General features: G+C 61.3%; 16 protein-coding genes. 6 read left to right on the top strand and 10 right to left on the bottom strand.

Annotated elements, in window-relative coordinates:
- Window positions 1–10 precede the first annotated feature (10 nt).
- Together ftsZ and lpxC are read left to right on the top strand one after the other, a co-directional pair.
- Window positions 11–1,204 (top strand): cell division protein FtsZ, encoded by a 1,194-nt coding sequence (ftsZ, locus tag Q8X48_RS00555; RefSeq protein WP_007972612.1) that lies wholly within the window; start codon window positions 11–13, stop codon window positions 1,202–1,204.
- A 112-nt stretch (window positions 1,205–1,316) separates the two neighbouring features.
- Window positions 1,317–2,228 carry a UDP-3-O-acyl-N-acetylglucosamine deacetylase gene (gene lpxC, locus Q8X48_RS00560; protein WP_007939852.1) on the top strand — a complete coding sequence of 304 codons (912 nt, stop codon included), beginning with the start codon at window positions 1,317–1,319 and terminating at the stop codon, window positions 2,226–2,228.
- Window positions 2,229–2,401: 173 nt separating this feature from the next.
- Here the strand turns inward: lpxC and Q8X48_RS00565 are convergent, their stop codons facing one another.
- The 7 genes from Q8X48_RS00565 to Q8X48_RS00595 all read right to left on the bottom strand — a co-directional run bounded on the left by Q8X48_RS00565 (window position 2,402) and on the right by Q8X48_RS00595 (window position 12,595).
- The gene (locus tag Q8X48_RS00565) at window positions 2,402–3,904 is read right to left on the bottom strand and encodes a sensor domain-containing diguanylate cyclase (protein ID WP_407799145.1); all 1,503 of its coding nucleotides are present in this window, start codon (window positions 3,902–3,904) and stop codon (window positions 2,402–2,404) included.
- Window positions 3,905–4,151: 247 nt separating this feature from the next.
- A complete protein-coding gene (locus Q8X48_RS00570; protein WP_407799582.1) occupies window positions 4,152–4,376 on the bottom strand; it encodes a hypothetical protein in 225 nt (74 codons plus the stop codon).
- Between the two features lie 298 nt (window positions 4,377–4,674).
- Window positions 4,675–6,039, bottom strand: a complete 1,365-nt coding sequence (locus Q8X48_RS00575; RefSeq protein ID WP_407799146.1) for a heavy metal sensor histidine kinase — start codon at window positions 6,037–6,039, stop codon at window positions 4,675–4,677.
- A complete protein-coding gene (locus Q8X48_RS00580; protein ID WP_015096757.1) occupies window positions 6,029–6,706 on the bottom strand; it encodes a heavy metal response regulator transcription factor in 678 nt (225 codons plus the stop codon). Before Q8X48_RS00580 ends, Q8X48_RS00575 begins: the two co-directional genes overlap by 11 nt.
- Window positions 6,707–6,715: 9 nt before the next feature.
- On the bottom strand, window positions 6,716–9,817 hold the full coding sequence (locus tag Q8X48_RS00585) for a multidrug efflux RND transporter permease subunit (protein WP_407799147.1): 3,102 nt from the start codon (window positions 9,815–9,817) through the stop codon (window positions 6,716–6,718).
- Window positions 9,814–10,974, bottom strand: coding sequence for an efflux RND transporter periplasmic adaptor subunit (locus Q8X48_RS00590; RefSeq protein WP_407799148.1), 1,161 nt, complete (start codon window positions 10,972–10,974; stop codon window positions 9,814–9,816). The genes Q8X48_RS00585 and Q8X48_RS00590 overlap by 4 nt, the downstream gene beginning before the upstream one ends.
- Before the next feature lie 652 nt (window positions 10,975–11,626).
- Entirely contained in the window at window positions 11,627–12,595 is a 969-nt protein-coding gene (locus Q8X48_RS00595) for a LysR family transcriptional regulator (RefSeq protein ID WP_407799149.1), read from the bottom strand.
- 290 nt (window positions 12,596–12,885) lie between these two features.
- Between Q8X48_RS00595 and Q8X48_RS00600 the strand changes: the two genes are divergently transcribed.
- The 4 genes from Q8X48_RS00600 (at window position 12,886) to Q8X48_RS00615 (ending at window position 17,871) form a co-directional block, all read left to right on the top strand.
- Complete coding sequence (locus tag Q8X48_RS00600) at window positions 12,886–14,385, top strand: efflux transporter outer membrane subunit (RefSeq protein ID WP_407799150.1); 1,500 nt, start codon at window positions 12,886–12,888, stop codon at window positions 14,383–14,385.
- Between the two features lie 203 nt (window positions 14,386–14,588).
- Complete coding sequence (locus Q8X48_RS00605) at window positions 14,589–16,793, top strand: FUSC family protein (RefSeq protein WP_407799151.1); 2,205 nt, start codon at window positions 14,589–14,591, stop codon at window positions 16,791–16,793.
- Window positions 16,783–16,983, top strand: a complete 201-nt coding sequence (locus Q8X48_RS00610; protein ID WP_015096751.1) for a DUF1656 domain-containing protein — start codon at window positions 16,783–16,785, stop codon at window positions 16,981–16,983. The genes Q8X48_RS00605 and Q8X48_RS00610 overlap by 11 nt, the downstream gene beginning before the upstream one ends.
- Before the next feature lie 24 nt (window positions 16,984–17,007).
- Window positions 17,008–17,871 carry an efflux RND transporter periplasmic adaptor subunit gene (locus Q8X48_RS00615; protein WP_407799152.1) on the top strand — a complete coding sequence of 288 codons (864 nt, stop codon included), beginning with the start codon at window positions 17,008–17,010 and terminating at the stop codon, window positions 17,869–17,871.
- Between the two features lie 177 nt (window positions 17,872–18,048).
- Here Q8X48_RS00615 and Q8X48_RS00620 read toward each other — a convergent pair whose 3' ends face one another.
- The 3 genes from Q8X48_RS00620 to Q8X48_RS00630 form a co-directional block, all read right to left on the bottom strand.
- A complete protein-coding gene (locus Q8X48_RS00620) occupies window positions 18,049–18,438 on the bottom strand; it encodes a DUF4440 domain-containing protein (RefSeq protein WP_407799153.1) in 390 nt (129 codons plus the stop codon).
- Window positions 18,439–18,573: 135 nt separating this feature from the next.
- Window positions 18,574–19,398: an SDR family oxidoreductase gene (locus Q8X48_RS00625; protein ID WP_015096748.1), complete on the bottom strand. Its 825-nt coding sequence runs from the start codon at window positions 19,396–19,398 to the stop codon at window positions 18,574–18,576.
- A gap of 33 nt (window positions 19,399–19,431) precedes the next feature.
- Window positions 19,432–19,896, bottom strand: a complete 465-nt coding sequence (locus tag Q8X48_RS00630; protein WP_407799154.1) for a multidrug transporter — start codon at window positions 19,894–19,896, stop codon at window positions 19,432–19,434.
- Between the last annotated feature and the right edge of the window lie 285 nt (window positions 19,897–20,181).

Consider the following 20,181-nt stretch of genomic DNA (forward strand, 5'->3'; position numbering starts at 1 on the left):
GAGAGGGAAAATGTTCGAACTCGTAGACAACATCCCCGCAAGCCCGGTAATCAAAGTTATCGGTGTCGGCGGTGGCGGCGGCAACGCTGTCAACCACATGGTCAAGAGCAACATCGAAGGCGTCGAGTTCATCTGCGCCAACACCGATGCTCAAGCGCTGAAAAACATCGGCGCGCGTACCATCCTGCAACTGGGCACCGGTGTGACCAAGGGCCTGGGCGCTGGCGCCAACCCTGAAGTCGGCCGTCAAGCCGCTCTGGAAGACCGTGAGCGCATTGCCGAAGTCCTGCAGGGCACCAACATGGTGTTCATCACCACTGGCATGGGCGGCGGTACCGGTACCGGTGCTGCGCCGATCATCGCCGAAGTGGCCAAGGAAATGGGCATCCTCACCGTTGCGGTGGTGACCCGTCCGTTCCCGTTCGAAGGCCGCAAGCGTATGCAGATCGCCGACGAAGGCATCCGCATGCTCTCCGAAAGCGTCGACTCGTTGATCACCATTCCCAACGAGAAGCTGCTGACCATCCTCGGTAAAGACGCCAGCCTGCTGTCGGCTTTCGCCAAGGCTGACGATGTACTGGCCGGAGCCGTTCGCGGTATCTCCGACATCATCAAGCGTCCGGGCATGATCAACGTCGACTTCGCCGACGTGCGTACCGTGATGAGCGAAATGGGCATGGCGATGATGGGCACTGGCTGCGCCAGCGGTCCGAACCGTGCACGCGAGGCCACCGAAGCGGCCATTCGCAACCCGCTGCTGGAAGACGTGAACCTGCAAGGCGCTCGCGGCATCCTGGTAAACATTACCGCCGGTCCGGATCTGTCCCTGGGCGAATACTCCGACGTGGGTAGCATCATCGAGGCATTCGCTTCGGAACACGCGATGGTCAAGGTCGGTACCGTTATCGATCCGGACATGCGCGACGAGCTGCACGTGACTGTCGTTGCAACCGGTCTGGGCGCTAAAATCGAGAAGCCTGTGAAGGTCATCGACAATACCGTTCACACTTCGATGGCTGCACAGCCACAACAACAGGCCCCTGTTCGTCAGGAAGCTCCAGCGGTGAACTACCGTGACCTGGACCGTCCGACCGTCATGCGCAACCAGGCCCAGGCCGGTGCTGCGACTGCCGCGAAGATGAATCCGCAAGATGACCTGGACTACCTGGACATCCCGGCTTTCCTGCGTCGTCAGGCCGATTGATGAAATGTATCAGGGCTATGAAGGTGATTGGTGTTCAGCAAAGGCGTGGTCTGCTATCATCGCCAGCCTTTGTTGATACCAGTTCGCAATTTGCGCTGAAGCGGCCCATGCCATGATTAAACAACGCACCCTGAAGAATATTATCCGTGCCACAGGTGTCGGCCTGCACTCCGGGGAGAAGGTCTATCTGACCCTCAAGCCAGCGCCTGTCGACACTGGCATTGTGTTTTGTCGCGCCGACCTCGATCCCGTGGTGCAGATTCCTGCCCGCGCGGAAAACGTTGGTGAAACCACTATGTCGACCACGCTCGTTAACGGTGACGTCAAAGTGGACACGGTAGAGCACTTGCTCTCGGCCATGGCAGGCCTGGGCATCGATAACGCCTACGTCGAGCTCTCCGCGTCCGAAGTCCCGATCATGGATGGTAGCGCCGGACCTTTCGTATTCCTGATTCAATCGGCTGGCCTGGAAGAACAGGACGCCGCCAAGAAGTTCATCCGCATCCTGCGTGAAGTGACAGTGGAAGATGGCGACAAGCGCGCTACTTTCGTCCCTTTCGAAGGGTTCAAAGTGAGCTTCGAGATCGATTTCGATCACCCGGTTTTCCGTGACCGTACCCAAAGTGCAAGCGTGGATTTTTCCAGCACTTCGTTCGTAAAAGAAGTCAGCCGCGCCCGTACCTTTGGTTTCATGAGTGACATCGAGTACCTGCGCAAGCACAACCTCGCACTCGGCGGCAGTGTTGAAAACGCTATTGTGGTCGACGCCGATGGCGTACTGAACGAAGACGGTCTTCGTTATGAAGACGAATTCGTGAAGCACAAGATCCTCGATGCAATTGGTGACCTCTACCTGCTGGGCAATAGCCTGATTGGTGAGTTCAAGGGCTTCAAGTCCGGCCACGCACTGAACAACCAGCTGCTGCGCAAGTTGATTGAGCAGACAGATGCCTGGGAAGTCGTGACGTTCGAAGACGCCAGCACTGCACCGATCTCTTACATGCGCCCGGTTGCGGCCGTGTAAGCAAAAAACCTCTCTAGTTTTTTAAAGGCTACCTTCGGGTGGCCTTTTTTTATGCCCGAAGTTCGTAGTGCCTGGGCTGGCCTCATCGCGAGCAAGCTCGCTCCCACAGATGATTGCATTCCCCTGTGGGAGCGAGCTTGCTCGCGATGGCGTCCTCCCATCCAATGAAAATCCTATTTGGCACAAACCACCCGGTTACGCCCCCTCTCCTTGGCCTGATACAGCGCCTTGTCCGCGCTGAACAGCAACTGTTCGAGGGTGATTTCGCTGGCCGCCGTCCAGGTGGCAATACCGATGCTCACGCTCATCGGTTGCTCACCGGCGTCGACCAGTGGCAGTTTTTGTACAGCCTCACGAATATGTTCGGCAATCTGCCGTGCACCGTCACCGCCTGTTTCGGCCAGGACCACCGAAAACTCTTCGCCCCCGTAGCGCGCCACCAGGTCTGTGGGGCGGTGGACATTGGCACTGATGACCTCGGCCAATGCCCGTAACGCTTCGTCGCCGGCCTGATGCCCGTGCCGGTCATTGAAGGCCTTGAAGTGATCGGCATCGATCATCAGCAACGACAACGGCTTGCCACTGCGCTGCGCGCGAAACCATTCATGGCGCAGAGTCTGATCAAGGGATCGGCGGTTGGCCACGCCGGTCAAGGCATCGGTGGCCGCCAGTTGCGACAATTCCTGCTCGGCACTCTGGCGCAGGCGCAACTCGCGGCAGAGCAGCCAGGTCAGCCACAGCAAACCGATGCACAAAACCCCGGTAGCACCGCTGATCACATAGGCCGTACGGTTCCAGGTGGCGAACACCTCATCCACAGAAAGGGCCACGATGACAGTCAGTGGCAGGTTGCCGACCCGGGTAAAGGTGTACAAGCGCCGTTGATGGTCGACACTCGACACACTTTCAAAGGTGCCATTGCGCTCCTGCAGCATGCGTACGACGTTGGGGCGGCTGGAGAAGCTTTTGCCGATGGAGTGCGGTTCCCGGTACGGCTTCTGCGCCAGGAGGATCCCGTCATTGTTGATGATGCCCAGCGTGCTGCCGGTGCCGATGTCGAGGCTGTTGAACAACTGATCGAAGTAGCTCATGCGCATCGAGGCTACCGCGACCCCCAGAAACTCACCCGTGGGCGAGGAAATGCGCCGGCTGAAACTGATGCGCCATTGGTCGCTGTCATCGCAGTCGCAGCGCGGCTTGAACGGTCGGCTGATAAACATGCCGGTATCACGATTGAAGACATGGGCCAGGAAATAGTCGCGGTCAGCGAAGTTACCCGGTTTCGGTTCGATCAACGATGAGTCGGCCAGTACGTCGCCGTGCTTGTCCAGCAGCAGGATGTCGCCCTTGTAGCGCGCGGTGGTGGAGCGGTCGAACAGCGCCAGATGACGAATCTGCGGCGAAACCTGTTTCAGGTCGTCCCGTTGGGCAGCGGCGATCAGGCCCTGCAAGGTCAGATCATAGAGCTCGACCGTACGCAGGACATCGGCATCGATCAGTTGCGCAATGGTGGTCGCGCTGCGTGTGGCGATCTGCTGGGCGTAGGCGTGTTCGCGGATCAGCAGAAAAGTGACGATGCACAGGATCGAGATGACCGTCAGGGTGCTTCCGAAGATCACCATGATCTCGGGTCGCCCGGATGGGCCTAGAAAATGTGGGGTGCGGCTTGCGGTCATAGGGCTGACGTCTGCTAAAGGGACGTTGTAAGCGTAGTTGCATTAACGTAGCAGCCGGGTGAATCGTGCCTGTTGCTCTAACGACTGGTCAATGGCGTGGGCATCAGCGCTTGTCGTTGCGAAAACTGCAATGAAAGTTGAATCGCCGCGATAAAAAAAGCCGCTGAAAGCAGCGGCTTTACAGACAACTTTTCAAAGGGAAGAGCCGATGAACAGTGTCGTGGGAAGCGGGAGTGAACGGTGCGGATCAGCTGTCCTTCTCGACCTGTGGCCGGGCCTGAGTGGTCAAGGCTTGCGGGGCTTGGGCGTCTTGCGCAGCCTTGGCCGTCATCTCGATCTGATGCTCTTCGAGCGCTGCAGCGCGTGCGGCGTTATGTGCGACGAAAGTCTGCGATTCTTCCGCCATCGCCAGTGGCGACAGGAACAAAGAGGACAAAACGAAAGCGCTGGCAATACCCATACTGTTGGACATCTTTAAAACCTTCTTGCTTGGCAAGTGCTGTTTGGTGCGGGCAAAGATAAGGATCTTGAGCGAGGGGAAAAAGAGCGGATTCATGAAAGGACTGTTACAGCAAGAGCAAAGATCGATAGGAGGGAGTACGCATTCACTGTGGCGAGGGGGCTTGTCGGACCGCCGCACCGCCCCGTTGGGCTGCGCAGCGGCCCCAAAACCTGCAACCACGATTTACCTGATACACCGTGCATACCGGATTTACGACGGCTTCGCCGCCGAACGGGGGCAAGCCCCCTCGCCACAGGGTGTGTGCCCGTCAGACGGGAAGATGAATCCCGAACGTATTCATCCCATGGTCACTGCGCACGAACACATCGCCGCCATGCATCAACGCAATCGCCTTGACGATGGCCAGCCCAAGGCCATGGTTGTGGCCGCTGTTGCTGCGCGATGCATCGACCCGGTAGAAGCGTTCGAACAGCCGTGGCAGGTGTTCGTGGGCAATCGGTGAGCCGGGGTTGGCGACGCCGATGCTGACCTGATGTTCTGCGGCTTCAATGTGCACTTCAATCACCTGGCCGGGCGCAGTGTGCTGCACCGCGTTGTTCAGCAGATTGATCAACGCCCGGCGCAGATGGGCGATCTCGATGCTCACTTGCGCGTCACCACTGACCTCTACCTGGACCTGAGCGTCCTCGAGAATGAAGTCCAGATATTCCAGGGTCGTGGCCACTTCATCGGCCAGTGACGTGGACGTCAGTTTGGTTGCCTTGCTGCCCTGATCGGCACTGGCCAGGAACAGCATGTCGTTGATGATCGAACGCAGTCGCTCAAGCTCTTCGAGATTCGATTGCAGCACTTCGAAGTAGTGCTCGGCGGAGCGTCCGCGGGTCAAGGCGACCTGGGTCTGGCCGATCAGGTTGGTCAGTGGCGAGCGCAGTTCATGGGCGACATCGGCATTGAACGATTCAAGGCGTGAGTAAGCCTGCTCGACCCGTTCCAGGGTCGAGTTGAACGAGCTGACGAACTGATCGAGTTCCGGGGGCAACGGTGACATTCGCAAGCGCCCCGAGCGCAACGGCGGGGCCAGACGCCGGGCTTCCTGGGACAGTTTGATCAGCGGCTTGAGGCCGATCCGCGCCACCCAATAACCCAGTGCCGAGGCCAGCAGCACGCCGACAATCGCCAAGCTGATCAGCGCGACCAGCAGATGATGCTGGGTATGGAAAAACGTCTCGGTGTCGATGGCGATCATGAAGCGCAGCGGTGGGCGCTGGTCCTTGGCCGGGAACTCGCTGACCAGCACTTTCAGCGGATAGGGGTGATCCGGCAGATGCATGTCGCGCATGCCCAGTGGACCTTGGGCAAAGGCGCGGACCAGCGGGGTCAGGTTGCCGTATTCGTAATGTGGATCGCCGCTGATGATCCAGAAGCTGATGCGCTTGTCTTCTTCGCTCAGCAGGTTGAGCTTGTTGTTGATCTTCACCCAATGCTCAGGCGTGCCGTAACGGCCGACCGTGGATTCGAGCACGCTGTAGCGCGCATCCAGCTCGGCTTCGGGCAACAGGCCCAGGCCTTTGTCGACCTGCTGGTACAAGGCCCAGCCGATCAACAGGAACACCAGCAGCGCCACCAGCGTGAACATCCCGCTCAGGCGCAAGGCGATACTGTTACTGGACACCACGGCTCTCCAGCACATAACCCATGCCGCGAATGGTGTGCAGCAATTTCTCTTCGAACGGCCCGTCGAGCTTGGCCCGCAGGCGTTTGATCGCGACTTCGACGACGTTGGCGTCGCTGTCGAAATTGATGTCCCAGACCATCTCGGCAATGGCGGTTTTCGAGAGGATTTCCCCCTGGCGCCGGGCAAGCACGCTGAGCAGCGAGAACTCTTTGGCGGTCAGGTCCAGCCGTGCGCCGCCGCGAGTAGCCTTGCGGCTGATCAAATCTATCCACAGGTCGGCAATGCTCACTTGCACCGGTTCATGACCGCCGCTGCGCCGGGTCAGCGCTTGCAGGCGTGCCACCAGCTCAAGGAAGGAAAACGGTTTGCCCAGGTAATCATCGGCGCCGTCACGCAGGCCCCTGATGCGATCTTCCACGCGTTCGCGGGCGGTGAGCATGATCACCGGGGTTTGCTTGCGCGCACGCAAGGCGCGCAACACGCCAAAGCCGTCGAGGCCCGGCAACATCACGTCCAGGACGATCACCGCGTAGTCGCTCTCCAGCGCCAGATGCAGGCCTTCGACCCCATCCTGCGCCAGGTCCACGGTGTAACCCTGTTCCGTCAGGCCGCGGTGCAGATAGTCCGCGGTTTTTTCCTCGTCTTCGATAATCAGGACGCGCATGACCCCGCCTCAGTCTGTGGTCGCCAGCGCCGGTACTGGCGAAGGTTTAGGCCGATGAAATAACCGCTCCAGCCACAAGTATATGACCGGCGTGGTGAACAGCGTCAGCGCCTGGCTCACCAGCAAGCCGCCGACTACCGCGATCCCCAGGGGTTGGCGCAACTCGGCGCCGGTGCCGTAGCCGAGCATCAGCGGCAGGGCGCCAAGCAGCGCGGCGAGGGTGGTCATGATGATCGGTCGGAACCGCGTGATGCAGGCCTTGAAGATCGCTTCTTCAGGCGACAGTCCGCCATTGCGCTGCGCGTCGAGGGCGAAGTCGATCATCAGGATGCCGTTTTTCTTGACGATACCGATCAACAGCACCAGCCCGATCAAGGCCATGATCGAAAAGTCCTGGCCGCAGATCCACAGCATGATCACTGCGCCGAGGCCCGCCGAAGGCAAGGTCGAAATGATCGTCAGCGGATGCACGAAGCTCTCGTAGAGCACGCCGAGAATGATGTACACCGCCAACAGCGCCGCCAGGATCAGCCACGGCTGGCTGGCCAGTGAACTCTGGAACGCTTGGGCCGCGCCCTGGAAATTACCGCTGATGGCGGTTGGCATGCCGATGTCGGCCTTGGCCTGGTCGAGCATGATCACTGCATCGCCCAAAGCCACGCCGGGCGCCAGGTTGAACGACAGGTTGGCGGCCGGGAACATGCCGTCATGGGCGATGGACAGTGGGCCGATGGTGGGCGCATCGAACCTGGCCAGGGCCGACAGCGGTACCATTTCCCCGCTCAGGGGTGAGCGCAGGTAGAAATAGTTGAGGCTTTCGGCCTTGCCGCGTTGCTGGGTGTCCAGCTCCAGGATCACATTGTACTGGTTGACCTGGGTCTGGAATTCATTGATCTGGCGCTGGCCGAAGGCATCGTACAGGGCTTCGTCGACGTCGCTGGCGGTCAGGCCGAAACGCGCCGCGGCGCTGCGGTCGATGCTGATGTGGGTGATGCTGCCGCCCAGTTGCAAATCGTTGGAAACATCGCGGAAGGCCGGGTTGGCGCGCAGTTTTTCCGTCAGGCGCTGGGTCCAGGTGCTCAGGGTCGGGCCATCGTTGCTCTTGAGCACATATTGATACTGGGCACGGCTCGGGCCTGAACTGAGGTTGATGTCCTGGCCGGCGCGCAGGTACAGGACGATGCCCGGTACTTTCATCAGTTGCGGACGAATCCGGTCGATGAACTGACTGGCCGAGACATCGCGGTCGCTGCGTTTTTTCAGGGTGATCCAGAAACGGCCGTTGGCGATGGTCTGGTTGCTGCCGGAGACACCGACCGAGTGCGAGAACGTTTCCACAGCAGGGTCGGCGGCGACGATTTCCGCCATGGCGAGGTGTTTTTTCACCATGTCGCCGTAGGAAATGTCAGCGGCGGCTTCGGTGGTGCCGAGGACGAAGCCGGTGTCCTGGATCGGGAAGAAGCCTTTAGGAATGAAGATGTAACCGGCGACGGCCAGACCCAGCGACAAAGCGAACACGCCGATCATCGTTTTCTGATGGGCGAGGGCGCGGCGCAGGCCTTTTTCGTACCAGGCCAACAGACGCTCACCAAAGCCCGGTTTGTCGTGGGCATGTTGCACCGGCGCGCGCATGAACAGCGCGGCCAGGGTTGGCGCCAGGGTCAGCGACACCACCACCGAAATCAAGATGGTCGAGGTAGCGGTCAGGGCGAACTCCTTGAACAATCGCCCGACCACGCCCCCCATGAACAGCAGCGGAATGAACGCCGCCACCAGCGAAAAGCTGATCGACACCACGGTGAAACCAATCTCGCCCGCGCCCTTGATCGCCGCTTCGCGCATGCTGTCGCCGGCCTCCAGGTGCCGGTGAATGTTTTCCACCACCACGATCGCATCATCGACCACAAAGCCCACGGCCACCACGATCGCCACCAGCGTCAGGTTGTTCAGGCTGAAGCCCATGACGTACATCAGCGCAAAACTGGCGACCAGCGAAACCCCCAGCACCGCCGACACAATCAGGGTCGCCGACAACTGGCGCAGGAACAGCGCCATCACCGCCACCACCAGCATGATCGCGATCAGCAGGGTGATTTCCACTTCATGCAGGGACGCGCGAATGGTCTGGGTCCGGTCGATCAGCACCTTGACCTGCACCGAGGCGGGGAGCATCGCTTCCAGCGCCGGCAAGGCGGCCTGGATGCGGTCCACGGTTTCGACGATGTTGGCGCCTGGTTGGCGGAAGATCACCAGGTTCACCCCCGGTTGTGAGCCCGCCCAAGCCTGCACGTAAGCATCTTCCGATCCGTTGACGACTTTGGCGACATCGCGCAGATGAACCGGCGCGCCGTCCTTGTAGGAAACAATCAGCTGGCTGTAGTCCTCCGGGTGGAACAACTGGTCGTTGGTGGACAGGGTCGAGATGCTCGACTCCCCGTACAGCGCACCCTTGGCCAGGTTGAGGCTGGTCTGCTGGATCGCCAGGCGGATGTCGGCAAGGGTCAGGCCGATGGCGGCGAGTTTGTCCGCCGAAACCTGGACGCGGATCGCCGGACGCTGTTGACCGGTGATGGCGACCTGGCCTACACCGTCGACCTGACTGAGCTGACGGGACAACAGGGTTTCCGTCAGGTCGCTGAGTTCCGGACCGGGCATCAGCGAGGAGTTGACGCTGAGGATCAGCACCGGGCTGTCGGCCGGGTTGACCTTGCGCCAGGTCGGCAGGTTCGGCATGTCCTTGGGCAGCTTGCCCGCGGCCGTATTGATCGCCGCCTGCACTTCCTGGGCGGCGGTGTCGATGCTCTTGTCGAGGGTGAATTGCAGGGTCAGGATGGTCGAGCCCAGTGCACTGCTCGAGGTCATCTGGGTCACGCCGGGAATGGCACTGAATTGCACTTCAAGGGGGGTGGCCACCGAGGAGGCCATGGTTTCCGGGCTGGCGCCGGGCAACTGCGCGGCCACCTGGATGGTCGGGAATTCTGCCTCCGGCAACGGCGCTACCGGCAGGCGCGGAAAGGCGATGACGCCCAGCAGCACCAGGGCGAACGTCAGCAGGACCGTGGCCACCGGGTGGTCGATGCACCAGGCGGATACCGAACCGTGGCCCTTCATTGTGCCGCCTCCGATTGCACCACTTGCGGCGGCTCGGTCATCACCTGCACCGTCGACCCCGGTTTGAGCCGCGACTGACCATCGCTGACCAGTACATCACCCGGTTTCACGCCCTTGATGATGTCCTGGCCGCTGCCTTGATAGACCATTTGCACCTGTACGGCTTCGACCTTGTCGCCATTGACCCGGTACACGAAGTGTTGGTCCAGACCGCGTTGTACGACTGTCGGCGGTACCACCAGCGCATCTTTATCCAGGGCTGTCTGAATCTTTACCGTTACCAACAGACCCGGCCACAGCTTCTGCCCTGGATTGTCGAACTCGGCCTTGGCGCGGATGGTGCCAGTGTTGGCATTGATCTGGTTGTCGATCAGGGTCAGGTGACCTTCGCCGAGCAGGTTGCCGGTTTCGCCGTCGGTGTCAGCTCCGATGTAGGCCTTGACCCGGGCGTGCTGCGGGTCGTTGATCAGGCCCTGCAAGGTCGGCAGCATTTGCTGCGGCAGGGAGAACTCCACGGCGATCGGGTCGATCTGGGTCACGGTGAACAGGCCTTGGGTGTCGGTCATGCGCAGGAAGTTGCCTTCATCCACGGTGCGAATGCCGACGCGACCGGTCACTGGGGAGCGAATCTGTGTGTAGGAAAGTTGTACCTGAGCTGCGTCGATTGAAGCTTGATTGCCTTGGGCGGTGGCTTTGAGTTGGTTCACCAGCGCCTGTTGCTGGTCGTAGGTCTGCTTGGAAACACCGTCGTCAACGCTCAGCAGTTTGTAGCGTTTAAGGTTGACCAGCGCCACTTGCAGCTGCGCCTGGCTTTCGCCCAGCTGTGCCCGGGCCTGGTCGAGGCTGGCGCGGATCGAGCGGTCGTCGATGGTGGCCAGCAGGTCGTCTTTTTTCACCAGTTGGCCTTCCTTGACCATGATTTTGGTGAGGATGCCGTCGATTTGCGGACGGACCACGACGCTGTGCAGGGACAGCACCGACCCGATGCCGCTGACGTAGCGTGGCACGTCTTTTTCGGTGACGGCGACCACGCGCACCGGGATGGCGGTGGGGGTGGCGAGTTTGGTCTTGACCGGTTGGGTGGCGTACCACAGGCCCAGCGCTGCCAGGACGATCAGAAGGGCGACGAGCAGGGCGGATTTTTTCTGGGTTCGCATGCGAGTGGGGCGCCGGGGCTGGGTGGTCGGTAGGTGAGTAAGGTAGTTTCCTTTATAAACCTGTTTGCTGGTCAGGAGGGTGACTGCTAACTGACGGCGCTGTCAGTTTGGGGGGACTTGGCGGCCTTTCAGCCGACCATGTTCTTGGTTGACCGAGTACATATCCGTTTCTTTGGTAATGGCGGCTTATGGTTCCGCCCTTTCGGCGGGTTACTTGGAAGAGCGGAACGCCGCCCGGCCTGTAGGAGCGAGCTTGCTCGCGATGGAGGTCAACGATGATGCGGGGAGCCTGACACCCCGCGGTGCTCTCAGGTTTTTCGTCGGAACGCCGCCCGGAGCAAGCTCGCTCCTACAGAGCCCACTACGCAGAACCGGAACGAAGCCTCTCGAGGGGGCGTGTACCGCAAAAGCGCCCGAGGCGACCTACCGGCCGGCCTGATTGTCTGGTTCGGTGTACACAGTACCTGTGGGAGCGGGCTTGCCCGCGAAGGCGGCCTGACAGCCGACCAATCTCTTGCAGATGTACTCGATTCCTGTGGGAGCGAGCCTGCTCGCGAAAGCGGTGTATCTGCTCACAGTGATGTTGAAGGTGAGAACGCTATCGCGAGCAAGCTCGCTCCCACAAAGGATCAATCTGTGAACTGAGAGATTTTCAATTCGCCACCCGGATCCCGCCCAGACTCCCGCTCAATTCATACGCCGCCAGTTCCGCCTGATGCGCCGCCAGCAACTCCGGCAACGATCCGCGCAAATACTCGACCCAGGTCTTGATCTTCGCATCCAGGTACTGGCGCGAAGGGTAGATCGCATACAGGTTCAGTTCCTGCGAGCGGTATTTGGGCATCACCCTCACCAGCGTGCCGTTGCGCAGGCCTTCAATGGCGGCGTACAGCGGCAGGACGCCAACGCCCATGCCACTGATGATCGCGGATTTCATCGCGTCGGCGGAGTTCACCAGAAACGGTGAGCTGTTGATGGTGACCATTTCCTGGCCGTCAGGACCGTCGAAGGCCCATTTTTCCAGCGGGATCACCGGGCTGACCAGGCGCAGGCAGGCGTGGTTGAGCAGGTCGCTGGGTTTTTGTGCGCAGCCGTTGGCTTTGACGTAGGCCGGCGAGGCGCAAACGATGCTGTAGGTGATGCCCAGGCGTTGGGAGACGAAACCCGAATCCGGCAGTTCGCGGGCGAGGACGATGGACACGTCGTAACCCTCGTCGAGCAGGTCCGGCACGCGGTTGGCCATGGTCAGGTCGAAGGTTACGTCCGGGTGGGTCTTGCGGTAGCGGGCGATGGCGTCGATCACGAAGTGCTGGCCGATGCCGGTCATGGTGTGCACTTTCAGTTGCCCGGCCGGGCGTGCGTGGGCGTCGCTGGCCTCGGCTTCGGCTTCTTCGACGTAGGCCAGGATCTGCTCGCAACGCAACAGGTAACGCTTGCCGGCTTCGGTCAGGGCGATGCGGCGGGTCGTTCGGTTGAGCAGGCGGGTTTGCAGGTGGGCTTCCAGGTTGGAGACCGCGCGCGAGACGTTGGCCGTGGTGGTGTCCAGTTGCACGGCGGCGGCGGTGAAGCTGCCGGCTTCGGCCACGTAACTGAAGGCGCGCATGTTTTGCAAAGTGTCCATGGGGTGCTCTCTCGTCGAATGACAAATTGTGACACGAAGTTTCTGTTTATTTACAGGCGACTAAAGATCGACTTACGGATTATCTCGTTAACGGTAACAAAGATTCACAGGAATCCCAGCTTATCGCCGTCAAAGCCCCCCCATAGAATTGCGCCCACCTCTGTAGGAGCTGCCGAAGGCTGCGATCTTTTACAAGCAAGATCAAAAGATCGCAGCCTTCGGCAGCTCCTACAGGGGACCGTGTTTACGGTCCAGACATGGGATCTCCCTCACCTCAGGAATTTTCAGCAGTGCCGCGTCGCATCAGCAGAGCGCTTCAGCCGCTCAGTGTTTTGGCTTTAACCCTGGCAATCAGCGGCTGCATCGGAACCGGAGGTATTGCCCCGCAGGGCAAGGCGCTGGAAGCCAATTCACTGGCCACCGACGAAGCAATCCAGAGCGCCGCACAAGATGCGAATTGGCCCACCGCGCAATGGTGGCAAGTCTATGGCGACCCGCAACTGAATCGCTGGATCGACCTCGCCCTGCAAGGCAGTCCGACCCTGGCCATCGCCGCCGCCCGGGTGCGTCAGGCCAAATCCATGGCCGGCGTGGCCGAAGCGGCCGAGTCGCTGCAGATCAATGGCGATGCCACCCTCAAGCGCCACAACTGGCCCACCGACCAGTTCTACGGGCCGGGTGAGCTGGCCAACTCCACGACCTGGGACAACAACGCCGCACTGGGTTTCAGTTATGCCCTCGACCTCTGGGGCCGCGAAAGCAATGCCACCGAGCGCGCCGTGGACATGGCGCACATGAGCGTCGCCGAAGCGCGACAGGCCCAGCTGGAATTGCAGGACAACATCGTGCGCGCCTACATCGAACTCTCGCTGCATTACGCGCAACGGGACATCGTTGATGCAACCTTGAAGCAGCAACAGCAGATCCTTGAGCTGGCGCAGAAGCGTTTGAAGGGCGGCATCGGCACCCATTTCGAAGTCAGCCAGGCCGAGACGCCGCTGCCGGAAACCCATCGCCAGCTCGATGCCCTCGACGAAGAAATCGCCCTGAGCCGCAACCAGCTCGCCGCCCTCGCCGGCAAGGGGCCGGGTGAGGGCGCGCAGCTGCAGCGGCCAACGCTGTCGCTGGGAGCGCCACTGAAACTGCCGTCGTCGCTGCCGGCGCAATTGCTCGGCCAGCGCCCGGACGTGGTCGCCAGCCGCTGGCAAGTGGCGGCGCAGGCGCGGGGCATCGATGTCGCCCATGCCGGGTTTTATCCCAACGTCGATCTGGTCGGCAGCCTCGGTTATATGGCTACTGGCGGCGGGGCCCTGGAGTTCCTGACCGGCAAGAAGCTCAACTATAGCGTGGGTCCGGCGATTTCGTTGCCGATTTTTGATGGTGGGCGTTTGCGTGCCGAGTTGGGCGAAGCCTCGGCCGGGTATGACATCGCCGTGGCCAAATACAACCAGACCCTGGTCAATGCCCTGAAAAACATCTCCGACCAGTTGATCCGCCGCGAGTCCATGGACAAGCAGCAGGCGTTCGCCGCCGAGTCGGTGGCCACCGCGCAGAAGACCTACGACATCGCGATGATCGCCTACCAGCGTGGCCTGACCGACTACCTCAACGTGCTCAACGCCCAGACTCTGTTGTTCAAGCAGCAGCAAGTGCAGCAGCAGGTCCAGGCGGCGCGTTTGAGCGCCCATGCGCAATTGGTGACGGCGTTGGGCGGTGGTCTCGGTGCCGGCAGCGACGTGCCGAACGACAGCCAGACCCAGGCGCCGAAAACCCCTGCCCTGTTGAGGTAAGCGCGATGTTTCTTGCAGCTCCATATTTGTGGCGAGGGGGCTTGCCCCCGTTGGGGCGCGAAGCGGCCCCAAAACCTGACAACTCGTTTTGGCTGACGTACCGCATTCACCTGCTTTACGACTGCTTCGCAGCCGAACGGGGGCAAGTCCCCTCGCCACAGGGTTTCGTTTGACCCAAACCTTTCTTAAGTGAGCAGCATTTGATGACTCCCTTGCCCGCACCCTTGCGCTGGCTGTACTCCCTTGAATGGCGCCGGGGTTTCTTCGACTGGGCACGCAGCGACGGCGTGACCTGGGTCTACATCTTCAAGGTGCTGTTCGCGGCATTCCTGACGCTTTGGCTGGCCATGCGCCTGGAGCTGCCGCAACCGCGCACGGCGATGATCACCGTGTTCATCGTCATGCAGCCGCAAAGCGGCCAAGTGTTCGCCAAGAGTTTCTATCGTTTTCTCGGCACCCTGGCCGGGTCGGCGGTGATGGTTGCGCTGATCGCCCTGTTTGCGCAGAACACTGAACTGTTCCTCGGTTCGCTGGCGATCTGGGTCGGTATCTGCACGGCCGGTGCCGCGCGCTGCCGCAACTTCCGCGCCTACGGATTTGTCCTCGCCGGATACACCGCCGCGATGGTCGGTCTACCCGCGCTGGCCCATCCGGATGGCGCGTTCATGGCGGCGGTCTGGCGGGTGCTGGAGATCTCGTTGGGCATTCTCTGTTCGACCCTGGTCAGTGCGGCGATCCTGCCGCAATCGGCCAGCGCGGCGATGCGCAATGCGTTGTATCAGCGCTTCGGCGTGTTCGCCCTGTTCGTCACCGACGGCTTGCGTGGTCGCAGTCAGCGCGAGGCGTTCGAGGCCGGCAACGTGCGTTTCATCGCCGAAGCCGTAGGCCTGGAAGGCTTGCGCAGCGTCACTGTTTTCGAAGACCCGCACATGCGTCGGCGCAATGGCCGGCTCAGTCGCCTGAACAGCGAATTCATGGGCATCACCACGCGCTTCAACGCCTTGCACCAGTTACTCGAACGCCTGCGCAGCAGCGCGGCAGGCCAGGTGGTGGAGGCGATCAAACCCGGCTTGCAGGACCTCGCCGAGCTGCTCGACGGCTTCAGCGGTCGTGCCCTGACCAGCGCCGATGCGGCGCGTCTGGTCGCGGTGCTTACCGCCTACAAGGAAGGTCTGCCGGCGCGGGTGCGCAGTCTGCGGGCGACGTTCCAGCAGAGCAATCCGAGCGATGCCGGGCAACTGGATTTCCACACCGCCTACGAACTGCTCTATCGCTTTGTCGACGACTTGCACAGTTATGCACAGACCCACGCGTCGCTGGCCGATCACAGTCACGAACGGGAGCGCTGGGACGAGCCGTTCACCCCGCAAACCAACTGGCTGGCAGCGGCAGCATCGGGGATACGTGCGGCATTTATTCTGGTGGTATTGGGTAGCTACTGGGTGGCAACCGCCTGGCCGAGCGGCGCGACCATGACCCTGATTGCCGCCGCGACCGTGGGCCTGTCCGCCGCTACCCCGAACCCCAAGCGCATGGCCTTTCAGATGGCGTGCGGGACATTGCTCGGGGCGCTGATCGGCTTCGTCGAGATGTTTTTCATTTTCCCGTGGATCGACGGATTTCCGTTGCTGTGCGTGATGCTCGCACCGGTGATCGTACTTGGCTCGTTCCTGACTTCGCGGCCGCAATACGTGGGCGTCGGCCTGGGTTTGCTGATCTTCTTCAGCACCGGTTCAGTGCCGGACAACTTCACGGTCTACAACCCCTACACCTTCATCAACGACTACATCGCCATGGTGCTGGGCATGCTGGTGTGCGCAGCGGCCGGGGCGATCATTCTGCCGCCCAACAGCCGCTGGTTGTGGCGTCGTCTGGAGCAGGACCTGCGTGGTCAGGTGGTGTACGCCATCAGCGGCAAGCTCAAGGGCCTGGCGTCGAGTTTCGAGAGCCGCACCCGTGACCTGGTGCATCAGGCCTACGGCTTCGCGGCGGGCCAACCGCAGGTGCAGCGGGAATTGCTGCGCTGGATGTTCGTGGTGCTGGAAGTCGGCCACGCGATCATCGAATTGCGCAAGGAGCAGGCGATTCTGCCGGTGCATCCGGCCTATACCGAATCCCAGCCATGGCGCCAGGCGATCCGGGTGATGGGACGTGCACTGGTGCGGCTGTTCCTGCAACCGAACAGCAGCAACCTCGAACGCGCGCTGATCGCCGTCGATCACGCGATCAGCCGTGTGCAGTCCACCGACGAGCCCTTCGCCCCGCACTTCGATACCTCGGCGTTGCGCCGGGTGAAGAGCTACCTGCACTTCATCCGCACCTCTCTGCTCGATCCGCAATCACCGCTCGCCGGCTACATGAATGCCAGTGCCAGCGCCAAGCCACAAGGACTTGAACATGCCTCGTGAAATCGCTTTCCACGGCGTGTACATGCCGACCATGACCCTGATGTTTTTCATCGCAGCGGCCCTGGCCTGGGCGCTGGACCGGTTCCTGTCCGGGTTCGATCTGTACCGTTTTTTCTGGCACCCGGCGTTGCTGCGCCTGAGTCTGTTTACCTGTCTGTTCGGCGCCATGGCGCTGACTGTCTACCGTTGACTCTCTATCACTGAGAATGCCCTGATGAAAAAGTTTTTCAGCCTGCTCGCGACCCTGCTGGTGCTGGCCCTCGCGCTGTGGGTCGGCCGCACCCTGTGGGAGCACTACATGAACACGCCGTGGACCCGCGACGGCCGCGTGCGCGCCGACATCATCAACGTCGCCGCCGACGTCACCGGCGAAGTGGTGGAGGTGCCGGTGCGTGACAACCAGCTGGTGAAAAAAGGCGATTTGCTGATGCAGATCGACCCCGAGCACTACCGCCTGGCGGTCAAGCAAGCGCAGAGTCTGGTGGCATCGCGCAAGGCGACCTGGGAGATGCGCAAGGTCAACGCCCATCGTCGCGCCGATATGGACAACCTGGTGATCTCCCGGGAAAACCGCGACGACGCCAGTAACCTCGCCGACTCGGCCCTGGCCGATTACCAGCAGGCCCAGGCGCAACTGGAGGCCGCCGAACTCAACCTCAAACGCACTGAAGTGCGCGCCGCGGTAGACGGCTACGTGACCAACCTCAACGTGCATCGCGGCGACTACGCGCGCATCGGCGAGGCGAAAATGGCCGTGGTCGACATGAACTCGTTCTGGGTCTACGGCTTCTTCGAAGAAACCAAGCTGCCCCGAGTACGCGTCGGTGATAAGGCCGACATGCAACTGATGAGCGGCGAAGTGCTCAAGGGCCACGTGGAAAGCATCTCGCGCGGCATCTACGACCGCGACAACCCGGAGAGTCGTGAACTGATCGCCGACGTCAACCCGACCTTCAACTGGGTGCGCCTGGCGCAACGGGTACCGGTGCGCATTCACATCGATGAAGTGCCGGAGGGTGTGGTGTTGGCGGCGGGGATTACTTGTACGGTGGTAGTGAAGCAAGAGGGTGGGGCATAGCCGGTAGACCGAGTCGCCTGCTTCGCGAGCACCGCCGCACCCACATTTTTGAATGCAACCCCCTGTAGGAGCGAGCCTGCTCGCGATGAACCAGAGCGCGCCGCGTGTATTCAGAATGCACGCGTTATCGTTGACGTCCATCGCGAGCAGGCTCGCTCCTACAGTCGATCGTCGTGTTCAGCAGAAGGTCTCTTGCAAATGCCGCCAAAGAATCCTTTCATCTACCTTCTCGAACACAACCGTGGAACGACGACTGGAGTGCAGCCCGGTCGCATCGGTCTGTTGCTCGCGGTAGCTCACGGTGGCGCCGCCGTCGTATAACGCAATGCCACGCAACTCGCTGAGCTCAATGCGGAACCCGAGTTTCTTGCCACCCGCCAGCGTGAACAGTTCGTTCAGCGCGTCAAAGTCCAGTACCCGGCCGAGCGGCGAGACCATGGAAAATTGCGGCGAAAAACGCGTCAGCAGTTTTTCGAGATCGGACGCGTCGCGCTCCTCGGCCAGCCATTGTTCGATGGCCACGTGGGCCTGGATCACTTCGTCGAAGTATTCGGTGTAGTCGGTCATGGTGTTTCCTGAAATTCTGTGGTGTCTGTTCTGACGCCTTCGCGGGCAAGCCCGCTCCCACAGGATTAGCGCTATTTCAAAATCTGCGCATGACCTGTGGGAGCGGGCTTGCCCGCGAAGAACGATGACGCGGTCTCAGAGCTGCCCACGCAACCCGAACCGCTTCATCAGCCCGGATTCGAGCAAGCCCTTGGGCAGCAAACTGGCCATCAGCGGCAACGCGCGGCTGCCATTGCCCAGACGGATCAGCCGTGGCGGTTTGGCTTGCTGCACGGCCTTGAGCAATCCGGCGGCAAACTCACTGGCCGGGGTCGGCCTGTCCTGGGAAGCTCTGGCCCGTGCGCGAATGCCTTCGCGCAGCGGAAACCACGGCGATTGCTCACTGATCAGTTGCTCGGCTTCGTGCCCGGCATTCTTGGCAAAACTGGAAGCGATGGCCCCCGGCTGCACCTCCATGACCCGCACGCCGAACGGCGCCAGTTCCATGCGCAAGGCATCGCTCAAGGCATGCACGGCGGCTTTCGAGGCGCAGTAGGCGCCGGCGAATGGCGTGACCAGTACGCCGGACACGCTACCGATATTCACCACCAGCCCCTTGGCCCGGCGCAGCACCGGGAACAAGGCGCGGGTGACGCCGACGATGGCGAACACATTGGTTTCGAACTGGCGCTGCATGGCCGGTACGCCGCCATCGAGCAACGGCCCCATGGCGCCATAACCCGCGTTGTTGATCAGCACATCGAGGCCGCCGGTTTGCTGGTTGATCCGCTCACTCAAGGCTTCGAGCGCCGCTGCATCGTTGACATCCAGTTGCACGGCTGTGAAGCCCGCGGCGTTGAGTGCCGCGACATCTTCGGCCTTGCGGGCACTGGCCCAGACTTCATAGCCGGCGACCTTGAACGCATCGGCAAGGGCACGGCCAATGCCGCTGGAGCAACCGGTAATCAACGCAACGGGCATGGCGCATTCCTTGTGCAAAAAATGGGGGAGGGATCAGTCGGAAAAACTACCCTGCAATCGCTCGGCGCGAAACTCCAGGGTTTCCGGCCGGTAGCCAGGGCGCAATGGCGGCAGCGGCAAGCAATCTTCCCAGTTGCCACCGGCCTGCAATTCGCCGGGGCCGCGATAACGCGGGGCGGTGTATTGGTTGTCGGCCAGGTTCACCGTGTCGCCCGGAGCATAGGCCGCAACCCGCCAGCGCAACTCGGTCAGCGGCACGTCATTGCCATTGTTCATCGTCAGTTTCAGCGGTCGGTCGGCCGGGCAGTGCTCGGGCGCATAGCTGATGCGCAACTCCAGGCGTTGCAGTTGCTTGAGTTCGCGGTGGTCCATCCAGATGACCCAGGTCGCGACGATGCCCAGCCCAGCGGCGGCGGCCAGGGAAACGGGCAAGGCCTTGGCCGGATAGCGCAGCAGCAGGATCAGCCAGGTGATGACCAGCAGGACGCCGATGAACATGACGCGCAAACCTCGGGAGCAGAGAAGTGCATCCTACCTAAGCGTAGGTGCGATTGGCGATGGGAGAGATTTTCGCGGTGACTGTGGGGGCCCCTTCGCGGGTAAGCCCGCTCCCACAGGTTTTTTGGTTGTTCACGAATGTTGTGTTCCACCCGGTCCAATGTGGGAGCGGGCTTGCCCGCGAAGAGGCCAGTCGAGGCACTACAAAAAACCAGTACAAAAAAAGCCCCCGAACCACCCGCTGCGGATAGGGAACGCAGCACGTGGATCGGGGGCTCAAGGTTT

The sequence above is a fragment of the Pseudomonas sp. QLc11A genome (assembly GCF_052112305.1).
In the GTDB taxonomy this organism is placed as follows: domain Bacteria; phylum Pseudomonadota; class Gammaproteobacteria; order Pseudomonadales; family Pseudomonadaceae; genus Aquipseudomonas; species Aquipseudomonas laurylsulfatiphila.

Excerpts from the sequence above, each read along its gene's own strand:
- ftsZ (WP_007972612.1), top strand. The coding sequence starts at position 11 with ATGTTCGAACTCGTAGACAACATCCCCGCAAGCCCGGTAATCAAAGTT.
- lpxC (WP_007939852.1), top strand. The coding sequence starts at position 1,317 with ATGATTAAACAACGCACCCTGAAGAATATTATCCGTGCCACAGGTGTC.
- Q8X48_RS00565 (WP_407799145.1), bottom strand. The coding sequence starts at position 3,904 with ATGACCGCAAGCCGCACCCCACATTTTCTAGGCCCATCCGGGCGACCC.
- Q8X48_RS00570 (WP_407799582.1), bottom strand. The coding sequence starts at position 4,376 with ATGTCCAACAGTATGGGTATTGCCAGCGCTTTCGTTTTGTCCTCTTTG.
- Q8X48_RS00580 (WP_015096757.1), bottom strand. The coding sequence starts at position 6,706 with ATGCGCGTCCTGATTATCGAAGACGAGGAAAAAACCGCGGACTATCTG.
- Q8X48_RS00585 (WP_407799147.1), bottom strand. The coding sequence starts at position 9,817 with ATGAAGGGCCACGGTTCGGTATCCGCCTGGTGCATCGACCACCCGGTG.
- Q8X48_RS00590 (WP_407799148.1), bottom strand. The coding sequence starts at position 10,974 with ATGCGAACCCAGAAAAAATCCGCCCTGCTCGTCGCCCTTCTGATCGTC.
- Q8X48_RS00595 (WP_407799149.1), bottom strand. The coding sequence starts at position 12,595 with ATGGACACTTTGCAAAACATGCGCGCCTTCAGTTACGTGGCCGAAGCC.
- Q8X48_RS00605 (WP_407799151.1), top strand. The coding sequence starts at position 14,589 with ATGACTCCCTTGCCCGCACCCTTGCGCTGGCTGTACTCCCTTGAATGG.
- Q8X48_RS00610 (WP_015096751.1), top strand. The coding sequence starts at position 16,783 with ATGCCTCGTGAAATCGCTTTCCACGGCGTGTACATGCCGACCATGACC.
- Q8X48_RS00615 (WP_407799152.1), top strand. The coding sequence starts at position 17,008 with ATGAAAAAGTTTTTCAGCCTGCTCGCGACCCTGCTGGTGCTGGCCCTC.
- Q8X48_RS00620 (WP_407799153.1), bottom strand. The coding sequence starts at position 18,438 with ATGACCGACTACACCGAATACTTCGACGAAGTGATCCAGGCCCACGTG.
- Q8X48_RS00625 (WP_015096748.1), bottom strand. The coding sequence starts at position 19,398 with ATGCCCGTTGCGTTGATTACCGGTTGCTCCAGCGGCATTGGCCGTGCC.
- Q8X48_RS00630 (WP_407799154.1), bottom strand. The coding sequence starts at position 19,896 with ATGTTCATCGGCGTCCTGCTGGTCATCACCTGGCTGATCCTGCTGCTG.